14 protein-coding genes are annotated in these 14,927 nt (G+C 65.6%); 11 read left to right on the top strand and 3 right to left on the bottom strand.

Going from position 1 to position 14,927, the window contains the following annotated elements:
- The first annotated feature begins 99 nt into the window (after positions 1-99).
- From C513_RS0102695 to C513_RS0102680, 4 genes are all read left to right on the top strand, one after another.
- Complete coding sequence (locus C513_RS0102695) at positions 100-2,265, top strand: cytochrome c biogenesis protein ResB (RefSeq protein ID WP_026320479.1); 2,166 nt, start codon at positions 100-102, stop codon at positions 2,263-2,265.
- An 8-nt stretch (positions 2,266-2,273) separates the two neighbouring features.
- On the top strand, positions 2,274-3,635 hold the full coding sequence (gene ccsB, locus C513_RS0102690; protein WP_018714491.1) for a c-type cytochrome biogenesis protein CcsB: 1,362 nt from the start codon (positions 2,274-2,276) through the stop codon (positions 3,633-3,635).
- Between the two features lie 145 nt (positions 3,636-3,780).
- Positions 3,781-4,776, top strand: a complete 996-nt coding sequence (gene msrP, locus C513_RS0102685) for a protein-methionine-sulfoxide reductase catalytic subunit MsrP (protein ID WP_018714490.1) — start codon at positions 3,781-3,783, stop codon at positions 4,774-4,776.
- 46 nt (positions 4,777-4,822) lie between these two features.
- The gene (locus C513_RS0102680; protein ID WP_018714489.1) at positions 4,823-5,452 is read left to right on the top strand and encodes a ferric reductase-like transmembrane domain-containing protein; all 630 of its coding nucleotides are present in this window, start codon (positions 4,823-4,825) and stop codon (positions 5,450-5,452) included.
- Between the two features lie 89 nt (positions 5,453-5,541).
- Here C513_RS0102680 and lysA read toward each other — a convergent pair whose 3' ends face one another.
- Together lysA and lptM are read right to left on the bottom strand one after the other, a co-directional pair.
- Positions 5,542-6,813 (bottom strand): diaminopimelate decarboxylase, encoded by a 1,272-nt coding sequence (gene lysA / locus C513_RS0102675; RefSeq protein WP_026320477.1) that lies wholly within the window; start codon positions 6,811-6,813, stop codon positions 5,542-5,544.
- A gap of 26 nt (positions 6,814-6,839) precedes the next feature.
- A complete protein-coding gene (lptM, locus tag C513_RS0102670; RefSeq protein ID WP_245552799.1) occupies positions 6,840-7,064 on the bottom strand; it encodes an LPS translocon maturation chaperone LptM in 225 nt (74 codons plus the stop codon).
- A 49-nt stretch (positions 7,065-7,113) separates the two neighbouring features.
- Between lptM and cyaY the strand changes: the two genes are divergently transcribed.
- Positions 7,114-7,440 carry an iron donor protein CyaY gene (gene cyaY, locus C513_RS0102665; RefSeq protein WP_018714486.1) on the top strand — a complete coding sequence of 109 codons (327 nt, stop codon included), beginning with the start codon at positions 7,114-7,116 and terminating at the stop codon, positions 7,438-7,440.
- Positions 7,441-7,485: 45 nt separating this feature from the next.
- On the opposite strand, the gene C513_RS12535 is transcribed toward cyaY, so the two are convergent.
- On the bottom strand, positions 7,486-9,900 hold the full coding sequence (locus C513_RS12535; RefSeq protein ID WP_018714485.1) for a penicillin-binding protein 1A: 2,415 nt from the start codon (positions 9,898-9,900) through the stop codon (positions 7,486-7,488).
- 192 nt (positions 9,901-10,092) lie between these two features.
- On the opposite strand from C513_RS12535, the gene pilM reads away from it, so the two are divergent.
- From pilM to C513_RS0102630, 6 genes are read left to right on the top strand one after another with little or no spacing between them, the layout of a single operon-like run.
- On the top strand, positions 10,093-11,022 hold the full coding sequence (gene pilM, locus C513_RS0102655; protein ID WP_018714484.1) for a pilus assembly protein PilM: 930 nt from the start codon (positions 10,093-10,095) through the stop codon (positions 11,020-11,022).
- A complete protein-coding gene (locus tag C513_RS14395; RefSeq protein ID WP_018714483.1) occupies positions 11,010-11,630 on the top strand; it encodes a hypothetical protein in 621 nt (206 codons plus the stop codon). The genes pilM and C513_RS14395 overlap by 13 nt, the downstream gene beginning before the upstream one ends.
- Positions 11,627-12,283 carry a type 4a pilus biogenesis protein PilO gene (locus tag C513_RS0102645; protein ID WP_018714482.1) on the top strand — a complete coding sequence of 219 codons (657 nt, stop codon included), beginning with the start codon at positions 11,627-11,629 and terminating at the stop codon, positions 12,281-12,283. The genes C513_RS14395 and C513_RS0102645 overlap by 4 nt, the downstream gene beginning before the upstream one ends.
- The gene (locus C513_RS0102640; RefSeq protein WP_018714481.1) at positions 12,280-12,774 is read left to right on the top strand and encodes a pilus assembly protein PilP; all 495 of its coding nucleotides are present in this window, start codon (positions 12,280-12,282) and stop codon (positions 12,772-12,774) included. Before C513_RS0102645 ends, C513_RS0102640 begins: the two co-directional genes overlap by 4 nt.
- Complete coding sequence (locus C513_RS12530; RefSeq protein WP_018714480.1) at positions 12,771-14,324, top strand: type IV pilus secretin PilQ; 1,554 nt, start codon at positions 12,771-12,773, stop codon at positions 14,322-14,324. The genes C513_RS0102640 and C513_RS12530 overlap by 4 nt, the downstream gene beginning before the upstream one ends.
- A 19-nt stretch (positions 14,325-14,343) precedes the next feature.
- The gene (locus C513_RS0102630) at positions 14,344-14,901 is read left to right on the top strand and encodes a shikimate kinase (RefSeq protein ID WP_281167654.1); all 558 of its coding nucleotides are present in this window, start codon (positions 14,344-14,346) and stop codon (positions 14,899-14,901) included.
- Positions 14,902-14,927 lie beyond the last annotated feature (26 nt).

The following is a 14,927-nucleotide window of genomic DNA, read 5'->3' as shown; positions in this document are numbered from 1 at the left end:
CCGCCTTTTTCGTGCGCGTTATGATGACGGATTCCAGTCCACAGACGCCAGGCGGGTGACGCCCCCGCACCAGCAGCCCGTATGCCGGGCCCATCCTGCATGACAACATTTTCCACACAAGGTTACGAGGTTCGCCGGGGCGGTCGCTGGATGCGTGCTGCCGTCGAGCTGCTGTCCTCGATGCGCTTTGCGATTGCGCTGCTGACCGTCATCTGCATTGCCTCGGTGATCGGCACGGTCATCACCCAGCACCAGCCGTTCAACAACTACATCAACCAGTTCGGGCCATTCTGGGCCCGCGTATTCGAGCAGCTGAACCTGTACTCGGTGTACAGCGCCTGGTGGTTTCTGCTGATTCTGGCGTTTCTGGTGATCAGCACCTCGCTGTGCATTGCGCGCCATACGCCCAAGATCCTGGCGGATCTCAAGAGCTACAAGGAAAACATCCACGTGCGTGCGCTGCAGGCTTTTGGCTACAAGGCCGAAGCCACGCTGCCGCAGGAGCCGGCACAGGCCGCACGCAGCCTGGGCGAGAAACTCGCCGGCAAGGGCTGGAAGGTCAGGCTGCAGCAGCGCCAGGGCGCGCAGGGTGGCTGGATGGTGGCCGCCAAGAAGGGGGGCGCCAACAAGATCGGCTATCTGGCGGCGCACAGCGCCATCGTGCTGATCTGTCTGGGCGGCCTGCTGGATGGCGACCTGATGGTGCGCATGCAGACCTGGTTCAATGGCAAGCAGCCGTTCAGCGGGGCCGGCATGGTGGCTGATGTGCCCGAGCAGCATCGCCTGAGCGTGCGCAACCCGACTTTCCGCGGCAACCTGTTCGTGCCCGAGGGCAGCACCGCCGATGCCGCCATCCTGTTGCAGAAGGATGGCGTGCTGATCCAGGAGCTGCCGTTTGGCCTGGAGCTGAAGAAGTTCATCGTCGAGTATTACCCCACCGGCATGCCGCGCGTGTTTGCCAGTGAAGTCGTCATCCACGACAAGGAAACCGGCGAAGCGATTCCGCAGCGCATCGAGGTCAACCACCCGGCCAGCTACAAGGGCATCCAGATCTACCAGTCCAGTTTCGAGGATGGCGGTTCGCCGGTGAAGCTGAAGGCCGTGGCCATGGGGGGGCAGGTTGCTCCGTTCTCGGTGGATACGGCGGTCGGCCGCGCCGTGGAGATCACCAATGGCCAGGACAAGCGCACGCTGGAAGTGACGGATCTGCGCACCATCAACGTCGAGAACTTCAGCAACCTGAATTCCGGTGCTGTCGATGTGCGTGGCGTGGATCTGCAGCAGAAGCTGCACGACAACCTGGGATCGGCGCAGAACCGCAAGGCGCATGAGCTGCGCAACGTTGGCCCGAGCGTGGTCTACAAGCTGCGCGACAGTGCCGGACAGGCGCGTGAATTTGTCAACTACATGCTGCCGGTTGCGGCAGGGGATGGCAGCCCGGCCGAATTCCTGTTCGGCGTGCGCAATGACACGGACGAGAACTTCCGCTACCTGCGCATTCCGGCCGATGACAACGGATCGCTCGACGAATTCCAGCGTTTGCGCCTGGCCCTGAATGATCCGGCGCTGCGTGCCGAGGCGGTGCGCCGCTATGTGACACAGGCCACCGGGGTGGCGAACCAGCAGGTGCAGGAACAGCTGGCCCTGTCGGCCGGCCGTGTGCTGGACCTGTTTGCCGGTGATCCGGCCAACCTGGACGCGGCTCGCCGCGACAGCAATAGCGAGGCGGCGCGCAGCTTCGGCCTGCAGGCGGTGGCCCGCTTTATCGAGCAGACCATCCCGCCGGAAGACCAGCAGCGTTTTGGCGATGTGCTGCTGCGCATGCTGAATGGTTCCATGGTGGAGCTGCTGCAACTGTCGCGCGAACGCAGCAAGCTGCCGGCGCTGGACATGGACGAGGAGCGGCATCGTGCCTGGCTGGCCCAGGCCGTGGTGGCATTGAGCGATGCCCCGCTGTACCCGGAGCCGGTGCTGTTCCAGCTGGAGACCTTCACCCAGGTGCAGGCCAGCGTGTTCCAGGTCACGCGCGCGCCGGGCAAGTGGGTGGTCTATCTGGGCTGCCTGTTCCTGATCCTGGGCGTGTTTGCCATGTTGTACATCACCGAGCGCCGCATCTGGGTCTGGGTGCGTCCGGCCGCACACGAAGATGGACAGCCGGAGGCCTCGGGCGCTACCATGGCGCTTTCGAGCAATCGTCGCAACCTGGACAGCGACAAGGAATTTGACGCATTGAAGCAGTACCTGCTGGGAGAACGCCCGTCATGAGCACGTCCATGAGTTCCACTACCAAGCTGCCCTCGCACGAGGTGCAGAACATCACCCTGAACGAGGGTTTCTTCAGCCGGCGCAGCCTGTTCGACTGGCTGTTTGCGCTGCTCGCCGTGGTGGGCGGGGTGTATGCGCTGATGCATTACAACCACGCCATGGACGTTTATGAAAAGGCGATCCTGATCGGCACCATTCCCTGCGTGATCTGGCTGGGCTGGTTCTGGCGTCCGGCGGCACGCCTGATGCTGGGCGTGGCGGTCGTTTCGCTGCTGGCGATCTGGCTGTATGGCGGCGACCTGCAGCGTTCCGAGGATGTGTTCCTGCTGAAGTACTTCATCTCCAGCCAGTCGGCCATCCTCTGGATGTGCATGCTGTTCTTCATGAGCACGCTGTTCTACTGGATCGGCATGTTCACGGGCGGCAAGGACGAGGCCGACCGTTACAGCGGCAATGCGCTGGAGCTGCTGGGATCGCGTCTGGCCTGGGCCGGTGTGGCGCTGGCGCTGATCGGCACCATGGTGCGCTGGTACGAGAGTCACCATATCGGCGCCGGCATTGGCCACATTCCGGTAAGCAACCTGTACGAGGTGTTCGTGCTGTTCTGCTGGATGACGGCGCTGTTCTACCTGTACTACGAGATGCAGTACCGCACGCGTGCCCTGGGCGCGTTCGTGATGCTGGTGGTGAGTGCCGCAGTCGGCTTCCTGCTCTGGTACACGCTGGTACGCGAGGCGCAGGCGATCCAGCCGCTGGTACCGGCGCTGCAGAGCTGGTGGATGAAGCTGCACGTGCCGGCCAACTTCGTCGGCTACGGAACGTTTGCGCTGGCCGCCATGGTGGCTTTTGCCTACCTGATCAAGAAGCAGGCGACCGAGACCAGGTGGTACAAGCTGGCTCCGTTGTGGCTGCTGGGTATCGTGCTGTGTTTCGAGCCGATCGTGTTCCGCAGCAGCGTAAGCGGCATGAGCAGCTACTGGGCGGTGTACTTTGGCGTCTCGGCGCTGATCGTGGCCACCATCATCCTGGGCCGCAAGACGATTGCCGCACGCCTGCCGGCCCTGGAAGTGCTGGATGACGTGATGTACAAGTCGATTGCGGTCGGCTTTGCCTTCTTCACCATTGCCACCGTGCTGGGGGCGCTGTGGGCCGCCGAGGCCTGGGGTGGCTACTGGAGCTGGGACCCGAAGGAGACCTGGGCGCTGATCGTCTGGTTGAACTATGCGGCCTGGCTGCACATGCGCCTGATGAAGGGGCTGCGCGGTACCGTGGCGGCCTGGTGGGCGCTGGTGGGTCTGGCCATCACCACCTTCGCCTTTATCGGCGTGAACATGTTCCTGAGCGGCCTGCACAGCTACGGTACGCTTTGATCCCCCGGCGGGATCGCCCGCATGAGGCGCATGGCCAACCGGTCATGCGCCTTTTTCGTGGACGGCACTGACCGGCCCGGGGATATGCGCTTTGCGTTAGGATCGTTGCAGGGGCATTCCGGCCCTGTCTGGAGAGGCACGCACCATGCACCACCACCGCGATCGCGGCTATGAACATCCTGTCCCGAGCGAGATCACGCCGCCGCAGGCCTACGCGGCTCGGCGACGCTGGCTGCAGCTGATGGGGCTGGCGGCGGCAGGAGCGGCCGGCGTGGCGGCGTTCCCCCTGTACCGGCGCTGGCAGCAGCCGGCGCTGCAGCCGCAGCCGGGCGTGGCGCTGTCGGCCGTGCCATCGGACGTTGCCGGTGCCACGAGCGAGGAGGTGCTGACCACGCAGCACGATGCCACGCATTACAATAATTTCTACGAGTTCGGTACCGGCAAGAGTGATCCGGTCCAGCATGCCGGCAGCCTGCAGACCACGCCCTGGAGCGTGCGCATCGAAGGTCTGGTGCACAAGCCTGTCACGCTCGGGCTGGAGGAGCTGCTGCAACTGGCCCCGATGGAGCAGCGCGTCTACCGCTTGCGCTGTGTCGAGGGCTGGAGCATGGTGATTCCCTGGATCGGCTATTCGCTGTCGGCGCTGCTGAAGCAGGTGGAACCGATGGGCAGTGCGCGCTATGTCGAGTTCAGCACGCTGGCCGATGCGCAGCAGATGCCCGGTTTGCGCAGCCGGATCCTGGACTGGCCCTATGTGGAAGGTCTGCGGCTGGACGAGGCCATGCACCCGCTGACCCTGCTGGCGTTTGGCATGTATGACGAGGTGCTGCCGAAGCAGAACGGCGCGCCGCTGCGGCTGGTAGTGCCCTGGAAATACGGCTTCAAGAGTGCCAAGTCCCTGGTACGCATTCGCCTGACCGAGCAGCTGCCGGTCTCGGCCTGGATGCGCGCCGTACCCAACGAATACGGCTTTTATGCCAATGTGAACCCGGAGGTGGCGCATCCGCGCTGGAGCCAGGCAACTGAGCGTCGCATTGGCGACAGTCTGCGCAGCCCGCGTCGCCAGACGCAGCTGTTCAATGGCTATGGCGAGCAGGTCGCCAGCCTGTACCAGGGCATGGATCTGGCCACCTATTACTGAAACGGAATCGATGACAAACCGCCCTGCGGGGCAGAACGGAAAGAAAATGGAATCGCTGAAACGCCTGCTGGTCCAGTCCTGGACCCGTCCCCTGGTCTGGCTGCTGTGCCTGCTGCCCCTGCTGTGGCTGTGGTGGCAGGCCGCCAGCGGAGCCTATGTGAACCCGGAGGAGGCGCTGGTGCGTGGTGCCGGCGACTGGGCCTTGCGCATGCTGTGCCTGACACTGGCGGTCACGCCGCTGCGCGTCACCTTCAGCTTGCCGCAGCTGCTGCGTTTCCGGCGCGTGTTCGGTCTGTCGGTTTTCCTTTATGCCAGCGTGCACCTGCTGCTGTATGTCTGGCTGCAAATGGGCTTCAGCCTGTCGGAGCTGCTGGCGGACGTGGCGGATCGCGCCTTCATCCTGATGGGAATGTTGGCCTATGCGCTGTTGCTGCCGCTGGCGCTGACGTCGAACAATGCCGCGATTCGCCGGCTGGGCGGTGCCAACTGGCAGGCGCTGCATCGCATTATTTATCTGGCGGCAGGCTTTGCCATCGTGCATTTCCTGTGGATGCGTGGCAGCAAGAATGATGTGCTGGAGGTCTGGATCTATGCGCTGATCCTGACGGCTTTGCTGGGCTGGCGGCTGTGGTACTGGAACCGCGGCAGCAGCGGCGGCTCCTGCGGTCACCACTGAGCGCGCCGGCAGCATGCATGCAACAGGGGCTGCCGTGGCAGCCCCTGTGTGTCGGGAAAGTCGGGTAGGGCACCCGGCCCGGCAGCGGCTTACAGCAGGCGTTCGCGCTGGTAGATGTCCCGGACCGATTCGCGCGGCGCTACCAGGTGCGCCTGGCCGTCAGCGATCAGCACTTCGGCGGCGCGGCCACGGCTGTTGTAGGTGCTGGCCATGCTCATGCAGTAGGCGCCGGCAGACAGTACTGCCAGCAGATCGCCCGGCTGCACGGCCAGATCGCGGTCGCGGCCCAGCCAGTCACCGCTTTCGCAGATCGGTCCGACCACGTCGTAGGTGACCGGGCTGGCAGGGCGCTGCTGCACCGGCACGATCTGGTGGAAGGCTTCGTACATGGCGGGGCGCGGCAGGTCGTTCATGGCGGCATCGACGACGCAGAAGTTCTTCTCTTCGCCATCCTTGAGATAGAGCACTTCGGTCAGGCAGATGCCGGCGTTGCCGACCAGCGAGCGGCCGGGTTCGATCATCAGCTTGCGCTGGCCCAGGCCGCGTGCGTCCATGCGTGCCAGCAACTGCTGCCACAGTGCATCGGCGGCCGGCGGCTGCTCGTCGGTGTAGGTGATGCCCAGACCGCCGCCAAAGTCGAAATGCTCCAGCGGGATGCCGGCAGCCTCGATCTGCTGGAACAGGTCCAGCATGCGCTCCATGGCATCGAGATAGGGATCCATCTCGGTGATCTGCGAGCCGATGTGGCAGTCGATGCCGACCACGCGCAGGCCGGGCAGGCTGGCGGCGTGCTGGTAGGCCTGCAGCGCATCTTCGTGCGCGATGCCGAACTTGTTGCCCTTGAGGCCGGTGGAGATGTAGGGGTGGGTTTTGGCATCGACGTTGGGGTTGACGCGGATGCTGATGGGGGCGCGCAGGCCCATGCCGGCGGCAACTTCGGACAGCACGTCCAGCTCGGGCAGGCTTTCGATGTTGAAGCAGCCGATGCCGGCCTGCAGCGCCTGGCGCATCTCGGCGCGTGTCTTGCCGACGCCGGAGAAAATGATTTTGGCCGGATCGCCACCGGCGGCCAGCGCACGCTCCAGCTCGCCACCGGAAACGATGTCGAAGCCGCAGCCGGCCTGGGCGAATACCTGCAGCACGGCCAGCGTGGAGTTGGCCTTCATGGCGTAGCAGATCTGGGCGTTGCGGCCCTCGAAGCCACGCTGGTAGGCGGCCAGCGCGTGCAGCATGGCGGCCCTAGAGTAGATGAACAGCGGGGTCGCGTGTTCGCGTGCCAGCTCGGCCACGGAGACGCCATCGACAGTCAGGGAGCCGGCGGCGTCACGGGCCAGGAAAGGGGATCCGGGGAGGGAGGTCATGGGCAGAAAGGGCAGTGCCGGCCGGTTTACAGGCCGGGGTTGGAGGGAATGGTGCTCTGGATGCGGTCCGCTTCGGTGGGGACTGGTGGCGGTGCGGGTTCCGTATCTGCAACGGCAGCCGGGTTGCCGCGCTTCAGCCCCGGAATGATCAGCTCGTGCAGGCGTGCGCGCTGCGCTGCCCCGGGTTCCGTGGGCAGGTAGAGATCGCCGGTTTGGCCGCAGGCCGATAGCACTGCTGCAGTCAAGGGCAACAGGGCGATGCGTACAATGTTTCGGACTTTCACCATAGCTGGAATTGTAATGACTGACCTGGAATATCTTGAGGCTGCCGAGCAGGTATTGCGCCGCGTCGAGGCCTGCTGCGACCGTATCAATGACGAGACCGATGCCGATATCGACAACCAGCGCGTGGGCGGCATGATCACGCTGGTGTTTCCGAACCGCAGCCAGATCGTGATCAACCTGCAAAAGCCCCTGCACGAAATCTGGATGGCGGCCAAGGCGGGTGGTTACCACTATACCTTTGATGGCCAGGCCTGGCAGGACACCAAGGGCCATGGCGAGTTTTTTGCCCACCTGAGCCAGCTGGCCAGCGAGCAGTCCGGTCTGCCACTGCAGTTTGCCTGACCCTGAAAACCGGCAGCGGCAGGGGATGCCTGCCGCTGATGACGTTTAGTTGCCGCCGAACGGATCGGTGGAGTGTGCGCCGACATTGTCGGCAGGTGGCGGAGCGCTGTCGCTGCCGCCACTGGGACTGCCGCCGTTCCTGCGTGCTGCCGGTGCCGCGCTGTAGTTGCTGGCCACGCCAATGCGTGCAATGCCGCGACCACCGGCATATTCGGTGTAGACCCAGTCGCCCTGGCGCGTCACGCCTTCCGGCGGGTTGGGCGCCTTGGCCAGCGGCACGCCCTTGAGTGCGACCTTCATGTAATCGATCCAGATCGGCAGGCTCAGGCCGCCACCGGTTTCGCGGTCGCCCAGGTTGCGCGGGTTGTCGAAGCCCATCCAGACCACGGCGGTGCGGGTCGGCTGGTAGCCGGCGAACCAGGCGTCCTTGGAGTCGTTGGTGGTACCGGTCTTGCCGAACAGGTCACGGCGGCCGAGCTGGCCACTGGCCTTGGCCGCGGTACCGGTGGTGGTGACCTCGTTCAGCAGGCTGTTCATGATGAAGGCGTTGCGCGCCGGGATCACGCGGCGCTGCTCGGTCAGCTCGGCCGGCTGCACCTCGGACAGCACGTTGCCGCGCTGGTCCTTGATCATCGAGATCACGTAGGGGCTGACACCATGACCGCCATTGGCGAACACCGACATGCCGACCGCCATTTCCAGCGGTGTGGTGGAGTTGGCGCCGAGCGCCATCGTCAGATAGGGCGGTGTGCGGTCTGCCGGGAAGCCGAAGCGGCCCACCCAGTCCTGGGTCTTCTGGGTGCCGACCGACTGCAGGATGCGGATCGAGACCATGTTGCGCGACTTGGCCAGGGCCTGGCGTACCGTCAGCGGCGGGCCGAAGCGGCCATCATAGTTTTTCGGCGACCAGGGCTTGCCACCGGTGACGCTGGAATCGAACACCAGCTCGGAGTCGCTCACCACGGTGCTCGGCATGATGCCTTCTTCCAGACCGGCCGAGTAGATGAAGGGCTTGAAGCTGGAGCCCGGCTGGCGGAAGGCCTGCGTCACGTGGTTGAACTTGCTCTTGTTGAAGTCGAAACCGCCGACCAGGGCCTTGATGGCACCGCTTTGCGGATCCAGGGACACCAGCGCGGCTTCCACTTCAGGCAGTTGGCGGATGGTCCAGCTGCCCTTGTTCTCGACCACGCGCACGATGGCACCGGGGCGGATCTTCTGCTTGTCGTTGGCCTTGTTCGACAGCGAGAAGCTGACGAAGCGCAGGCCGTTGCCGGTGATGCTGATGGGATCGTTGTCGCTGCGGCGTACCACGACCTTGCGGGGCGAGGCCTCGGTGACGACGGCGGCCTTCATTTCACCGGCATCCGGGTATTCGATCAGCGCATCGGAAATCGCTTCCTCGAGCAGGTCCGGATCGGTCGGCAGGGTGATGAAGTGCTCGGGGCCGCGGTAGCTGCGGCCTGTATCGTAGTTCAGGATGCCGGTGCGCACCGCCTTGTAGGCGGCGTGCTGCTCTTCGGTGGAGATGGTGGTGTAAACGTTCAGGCCGCGCGTGTAGGTATCGGCACCGTACTGGTCATAAATCAGCTGGCGCACCATTTCCCCCACGTATTCGGCGTGCACGTTGTCACCGTAGGTGGCGCGCTGCAGCACGAGTTCGGTGTTTTTGGCTTCGTCAGCCTGTTGCTGCGTGATGAAGCCGGTCTCGACCATGCGGTCCAGGATGTAGAGCTGGCGCACGCGGGCCCGGCTCGGGTTCACGATCGGGTTGTAGAGCGAGGGGGCCTTGGGCAGGCCGGCCAGCATGGCGGCTTCGGCCAGGTTGATCTGCTGCAGCGGCTTGCCGAAGTAGGCTTCGGAAGCGGCAGCAAAGCCGTAGGCGCGGTTGCCCAGGAAGATCTGGTTCATGTAGATCTCGAGGATCTGGTCCTTGCTGAGATTGCGCTCCAGCTTGAACGCCAGCATCATCTCGTAGATCTTGCGCGTGAAGGTCTTTTCGGAAGAGAGGTAGACGTTGCGCGCCACCTGCATGGTGATGGTGGAAGCGCCCTGACTGCGTGCCTTGCTGAAGTTGGCCAGGCCGGCACGCATCACGCCGACATAGTCGATGCCGTTGTGTTCGTAGAAGCGGGCGTCCTCGATCGCCAGCACGGCGTTCTTCATGATGGCCGGAATTTCGTCGAACGGCACGTAACTGCGGCGTTCTTCACCGAATTCGTTGATCAGATTGCCTTCGGACGAGTAGATGCGCAGCGGCAGCTTGGGCTGGTAGTTCTGCAGGCTGGAGACATCCGGCAGGTTGGGGTAGGCGACGGACAGGGCCACGGCGGCCAGCAGGGCCACGGTGGCGGCACCGGCAGCCAGCAGGCCGATCAGCCACAGGAACAGGCGGACCAGCCAGTGGCGTTTCTGCCGGGGCGGCTGGGCAGGGGTCTGGGAAGAATCGTTGGATGGGCTCATGGCGGACACGGGTACGGGCAGGAGCCGGCTGCAGGCGCAACCACCCCTTGCCCCAAAAAAGTCATCCCGCATTGTGCATCAAGGCGGCGCTTGTGGGGTGATCCGGGCGTGCAAAGGCTGTAACAAGGCTGCGCGGCAGCAACGGGATCGTCTGGATGCAAACCGCACGATTTAATACTAAAATACTAAATCATGCGATATCCTTTTTTCTCCTCCCGGCCTCTGGCGGGCCGTTTCCGGCGCGCACAGGCCCATGTCGGACTGGACTGGTCCGATGCCGGCTTGCGTCTGGTGCAGGCCGCTGCCGGCCGGCAGACAGTGCAGCACCATCAGCTGGACTGGCCGCTGACAGCCATGCCGGCCGGTAGTGCCGGGGCGCAGCAACTGGCAGATTGCCTGCAGCAGCTCTGGCAGCAGGGGGACGGGTTGCCGCGCCGTGTGCGTGCGGCATTGCCGGAATCGATGTTGCAACGGCGCTGGCTGCGCCTGCCGGCGGGCGTGTCCGCCTCCGAGCTGGAGGCGCTGGTGCAGGCCGAATGGCAACGCCAGGCCGGGGCGGATCAGCTGGAGCTGCCGGCGCTGGACTTCCAGCTGCTGCCGGGCGAAGCTGGTGCCACGCGGCAGGAGGTGCTGGTGGTGGCGGCAGACCGGCAGCGGCTGGAACAGCTGCAGCAGGCTGCACGTGTGGCGGGATTGCAACTGTTGTCGGTCGATGCCGCCTCGCATGCCGCGCACCGGGCGGCGATACATGGCCTGCGGCAACAGCCGGCCGCCTTGCAGTTGCTGCTGTTGCATGCGGGATCGGGCCAGTTGCTGCTGCAGGTGTTGCAGCAGGGGCGGCCCTGGTGGCAGCAGCGCCTGCCACAGCAGCGTGCAGGTACGGACGGAGCCTGGCTGGATCTGGTGCCGGCCTTGTTGTCGGCCTTGCCGGATCCAGGCTGGCTGCTGGCGGCCGAGGCCTGGGTGGCGGGTACGGATGTGGATGCGGAGCATGTCCTGTCATCGCTACAGGCACAGACTGGCAGGGCCTGGCGTTGTCTGGAGCCGGCCGCCGGTTTGTCGCCCGCTTGGCTGACGGCCTATGGTCTGGCCTGGCAGCAGGAGCCGACATGGACGCCCTGAACTTTCTGCCCTGGCGCGCGCAGGCACGGCAACGGCGCTTGCGCTTCTGGCAACTGGGGTTGGCGCTGGCCGTGCTGTCCGGGCTGGCGCTGAATGTCATGGTGTATACCGGCTTGCAGCAGGCCTTGCAGCGCGAACAGACGCGCGCGGAGCAGGAACGACAGCAGCTGCAACAGGCCCGGCAGGCGATGCAGCAGTTGCACACCGAGGAAGCAGCGCTGCACCAGTTGCAACAGCAATGGCAATGGCGGCAGGCCTTGCAGCCCTTGCGTGAATGGCCGCAGCTGCTGATGCAATGGCTGGCGACCGGCATGCCGGAAGGCGTGCAACTGCGGCAACTCGAATGGCAGGAGGCGGGCTGGAGCCTGCAGGGAGAAACCGCCCGTGCCGATGCCTTGCCGGCACTCGGGGATGCGGTGGCCGAGGCCGGGCTCGATGGACGGCTGTTGCAGCAGGAGCATGGCGTGACGCCAGGATCCGGTGGGCAGGGAACCTGGCTGCTGCGCTGGGAGTGGGGTCAGCGCATGCTGCCGGATTTGCGTCCGTTGCCGGCCATGCCGGCCGGGGCGTCGTCATCGGCATCGGCTGCGACGGAGGACATGCCATGAGCCGCCTGTCAGCGATCGACTGGAGTGGATGGCGCTCGCGCCCGCCGCAGGACTGGTCCTGGCAGCTGCGCCTGCTGTCCTGCTTGCTGGCGGCGGTGTTGACCGCGGGAGCGGGCTGGCTGCTGTTGTTGCAGCCGCTGGAGCAGCAGCGCCAGCTGGCCATGGCAGAGCAGCTGAGCCTGCAGCAGCAGCGCGAGAGCTTGCAGCGCCAGTTGCAGCGTCAGCCGGAGGTTGTCCGCATCCGCCAGCAGCTGACCGGCCTGCAGGAGCAGCTGCAGCGTGAGCTGCCGCAGGATTGGCAGGAATCGGTCTGGCAGGCGCGCTTGCAGTTTGCCGTGCCGGGACTGCAGCTGCGACGCTTCAAGCCGATGAAGCCGAAGCGGCTGGAAGGCGGGCTGATGGAGCAGCCAGTGGAGCTGGAGTGCAGTGGCAGCTTCGCCGCGATGCAGGCACTGGCCGTTGCGCTGGCGCAACTGGAGCCGGTGACGGTGGTGCGGCGCTGGCAGCTGGCAGCCGAAACCGGCAGGAGCAGAACGGCGACAGGCGAACTGCGGCTGAAGCTGCGTCTGGTGGGCTATCGGCTGGCCAGCCCGCAGGAACAACAACAGGGCAAGCGCGGCAAGAGCAAGCGCAATCAGGGAGAGGCAGCATGAACAGGGGTCAGACAGGATGGGGCGGGGCGCTGCTGGTGCTGTGCCTGCAGGGGTGCAGCGAGCCGGTGGCAGGGGAATTGCCGCAGTTGCCGGCCAGTGCCGCGGTGCCGCAGCAAGGCCTGGCGCTACAGGAGCCGGCGCAGCAATATGCCGGGCTGCTGCAGGCCGAGCTGGCGGCATCGGCATCGGCAACAGAGCGAGGGACGGTGGGGCGTGATCCGTTCCGGCCGCTGTCGGGGCATGCCGTGGCCAGCACGGGCGATGCGCAGGCGCTGCCGCTGGAGCAGATGCGTTACCAGGGCTGGATGCAGCAGGACTCGCGGCGGGTGGCGCTGGTGCAGGCCGGCAGTCTGCTGCATCTGGTGCGCGCCGGCGAGGCGCTTGGGGCTGAACAGGCCAGGGTGCTGTCCATGGATGACACGCAATTGCTGTTGCGCCTGCCCGACGGAGCGGGCGTGCAGCGCCTGGCACTGCAGCAGGAGCAGCCATGAAGGCCGATGGGTTGATCCGACGCTTGCTGCCGGCCGGGCTGCTGTGGCCCGTGTGGTGTGGCGCACAGCTGCTGCAACCGGCCCCGGCCATGCCGCCGCCGCAGACCGGGGCGCTGGTAGGCACCGCCGGAAATGCCGTGCTGCCGCCGCAGCGACTCGCTACCGTGGTGGCGGGAAGCGCGACGCCCCCCGTGGCGGCCGCTGCCGATGTGCTGAAGCCGGCCGCGGTGCAGGCACCTGCCGAGGCAACCCGCTACGCGCAGCCGGGATCGCCCACGCCACGCAACCCGGTGCGCTATCGCGGCAAGCGCCTGTCGCTGCAGTTCCAGGACATCGAGGTGCGGGCGCTGCTGCAGGTGCTGGCCGACTTCACCGGCATCAATATCGTCGCGGCTGATAGCGTGCAGGGGCGCATGAGCCTGCGCCTGAAGGACGTGCCCTGGGAGCAGGCGCTCGATGTGATCCTGCAGACGCGCGGGCTGGCGATGCAGCGCAATGGCCTGGTGATCTGGGTGGCGCCGCAGCAGGAGCTGACGACGCTGCAGCAGCAGGCGCAATCGGAACCTGCCGATGGCGTGCTCGAATCGCGCAGCTACCGGCTCAGCTATGCGCGTGCCACCGATCTGGCGCAGCAGGTGCATGGTGGTGGTACCCAGACCGGGCGTATGCTGAGTGCACGTGGCTCGGCATTTGCCGATGCCCGCACCAACCAGCTGGTGGTGCAGGATGTGGCGGCGGTGCAGGCACAGATCGGGGATCTGATCCAGCGGCTGGATATTCCGGTGCGGCAGGTGATGATCGAGGCGCGCATCGTCGAGGCCGGCGAGAACTGGGGCCAGTCCCTGGGCGCGCGGCTGTCGGTGCTGGGGCAGCCGAACGGGCCGTCGGGCATGGCGCTGGGCCACGACCACCGGCTGGGCGTGGCGGCGGCTCCGGGGCAGGCCGCCACCCCGCTGTACCAGCTGCCAGCCCTGGGACAGAACGGCTTTGCGCCGGCAGCCCTGGGCCTGTCGCTGTTCAGTGCCGGTGCCTCGCGCTTGGTGACACTGGAGATTTCGGCGCTGCAGGCCGATGGCAAGGGGCGGTTGGTGTCCAGCCCGCGTGTGGTTACGGCGGACCAGACCCGGGCGCTGATCGAGCAGGGCACCGAACTGCCCTACCAGGTGGCCACCGCCAGCGGGGCGACTTCGCTGGCGTTCCGCAAGGCCAATCTGAAGCTGGAGGTGACACCGCAGATCACGCCCGAGGGCCAGATTGCGCTGGAGCTGGATGTGAACAAGGATTCGGTCGGGCGCACCACGCTGAATGGCTTTGCCGTTGATACCAAGCACATCCAGACCCAGGTGGAGGTGGAAAACGGCGGCACGCTGGTGATTGGCGGGATTTTCGAGATCAGCGAGCGCGAGGACGTGACCAGAGTACCGCTGCTGGGCGATATTCCCTGGCTGGGAGGGCTGTTCCGCTCGCGCAGCCAGGTGACGGAAAAGAAGGAGATGCTGGTCTTCATCACGCCTACAATCGTGGAAAGCCGGCGCATGGCCCTGCGCTGAGCACACAGGAGACAGCAAGGTGATCGTATTGGTAGGCATGCCCGGCTCGGGCAAATCGTCGGCAGGGCGCCAGGTGGCGCGCCGTTTCGGCTTGCCCTTCGTGGACAGCGACCATGAAATCGAGCAGCAGATCGGCATGAGCATCCGGGAATACTTCGAGACGCAGGGCGAGCAGGCCTTCCGCGATCTGGAAACGGCGCTGCTGCGCCGCGTGGCCGAAAGCGGCGAGCAGATCGTGCTGTCCACCGGCGGCGGTGCGCTGCTGCGCGAGGAAAACCGCGAGATCCTGCGCCAGCACGGCACGGTGCTCTACCTGCGTGCCTCGCCCGAGGAAATCTACCGTCGCCTGCGCCATGACACCAAGCGTCCGCTGCTGCAGGTGGCGGACCCGCGGCAGAAGCTGCAGGAGCTGTTTCAGACGCGTGATCCGCTTTACCTGAAAGCCGCGCACTACGTGATCGATACCGGCCGTTCCTCGATCCAGGTGCTGGTCAGCCATATTGCCATGCAGCTGGAGATGGCCGGGCTGGTGCAGCCGTCGCCACAGCGTCCGGCCAGGAAACATCCGGGCTCCTGATGGCGCTGCTGGCGGGAGTCGGCAAG

Source organism: Allobrachymonas chironomi DSM 19884, from assembly GCF_000374625.1.
Classification (GTDB): Bacteria; Pseudomonadota; Gammaproteobacteria; order Burkholderiales; family Burkholderiaceae_C; genus Brachymonas; species Brachymonas chironomi.
This window is presented reverse-complemented; position numbering and strand designations above follow the sequence as displayed.

Excerpts from the sequence above, each read along its gene's own strand:
- C513_RS0102680 (WP_018714489.1), top strand. The coding sequence starts at position 4,823 with ATGGAATCGCTGAAACGCCTGCTGGTCCAGTCCTGGACCCGTCCCCTG.
- C513_RS0102695 (WP_026320479.1), top strand. The coding sequence starts at position 100 with ATGACAACATTTTCCACACAAGGTTACGAGGTTCGCCGGGGCGGTCGC.
- C513_RS14395 (WP_018714483.1), top strand. The coding sequence starts at position 11,010 with ATGGACGCCCTGAACTTTCTGCCCTGGCGCGCGCAGGCACGGCAACGG.
- C513_RS0102640 (WP_018714481.1), top strand. The coding sequence starts at position 12,280 with ATGAACAGGGGTCAGACAGGATGGGGCGGGGCGCTGCTGGTGCTGTGC.
- C513_RS0102645 (WP_018714482.1), top strand. The coding sequence starts at position 11,627 with ATGAGCCGCCTGTCAGCGATCGACTGGAGTGGATGGCGCTCGCGCCCG.
- pilM (WP_018714484.1), top strand. The coding sequence starts at position 10,093 with ATGCGATATCCTTTTTTCTCCTCCCGGCCTCTGGCGGGCCGTTTCCGG.
- ccsB (WP_018714491.1), top strand. The coding sequence starts at position 2,274 with ATGAGTTCCACTACCAAGCTGCCCTCGCACGAGGTGCAGAACATCACC.
- lysA (WP_026320477.1), bottom strand. The coding sequence starts at position 6,813 with ATGACCTCCCTCCCCGGATCCCCTTTCCTGGCCCGTGACGCCGCCGGC.
- C513_RS12530 (WP_018714480.1), top strand. The coding sequence starts at position 12,771 with ATGAAGGCCGATGGGTTGATCCGACGCTTGCTGCCGGCCGGGCTGCTG.
- cyaY (WP_018714486.1), top strand. The coding sequence starts at position 7,114 with ATGACTGACCTGGAATATCTTGAGGCTGCCGAGCAGGTATTGCGCCGC.
- C513_RS12535 (WP_018714485.1), bottom strand. The coding sequence starts at position 9,900 with ATGAGCCCATCCAACGATTCTTCCCAGACCCCTGCCCAGCCGCCCCGG.
- msrP (WP_018714490.1), top strand. The coding sequence starts at position 3,781 with ATGCACCACCACCGCGATCGCGGCTATGAACATCCTGTCCCGAGCGAG.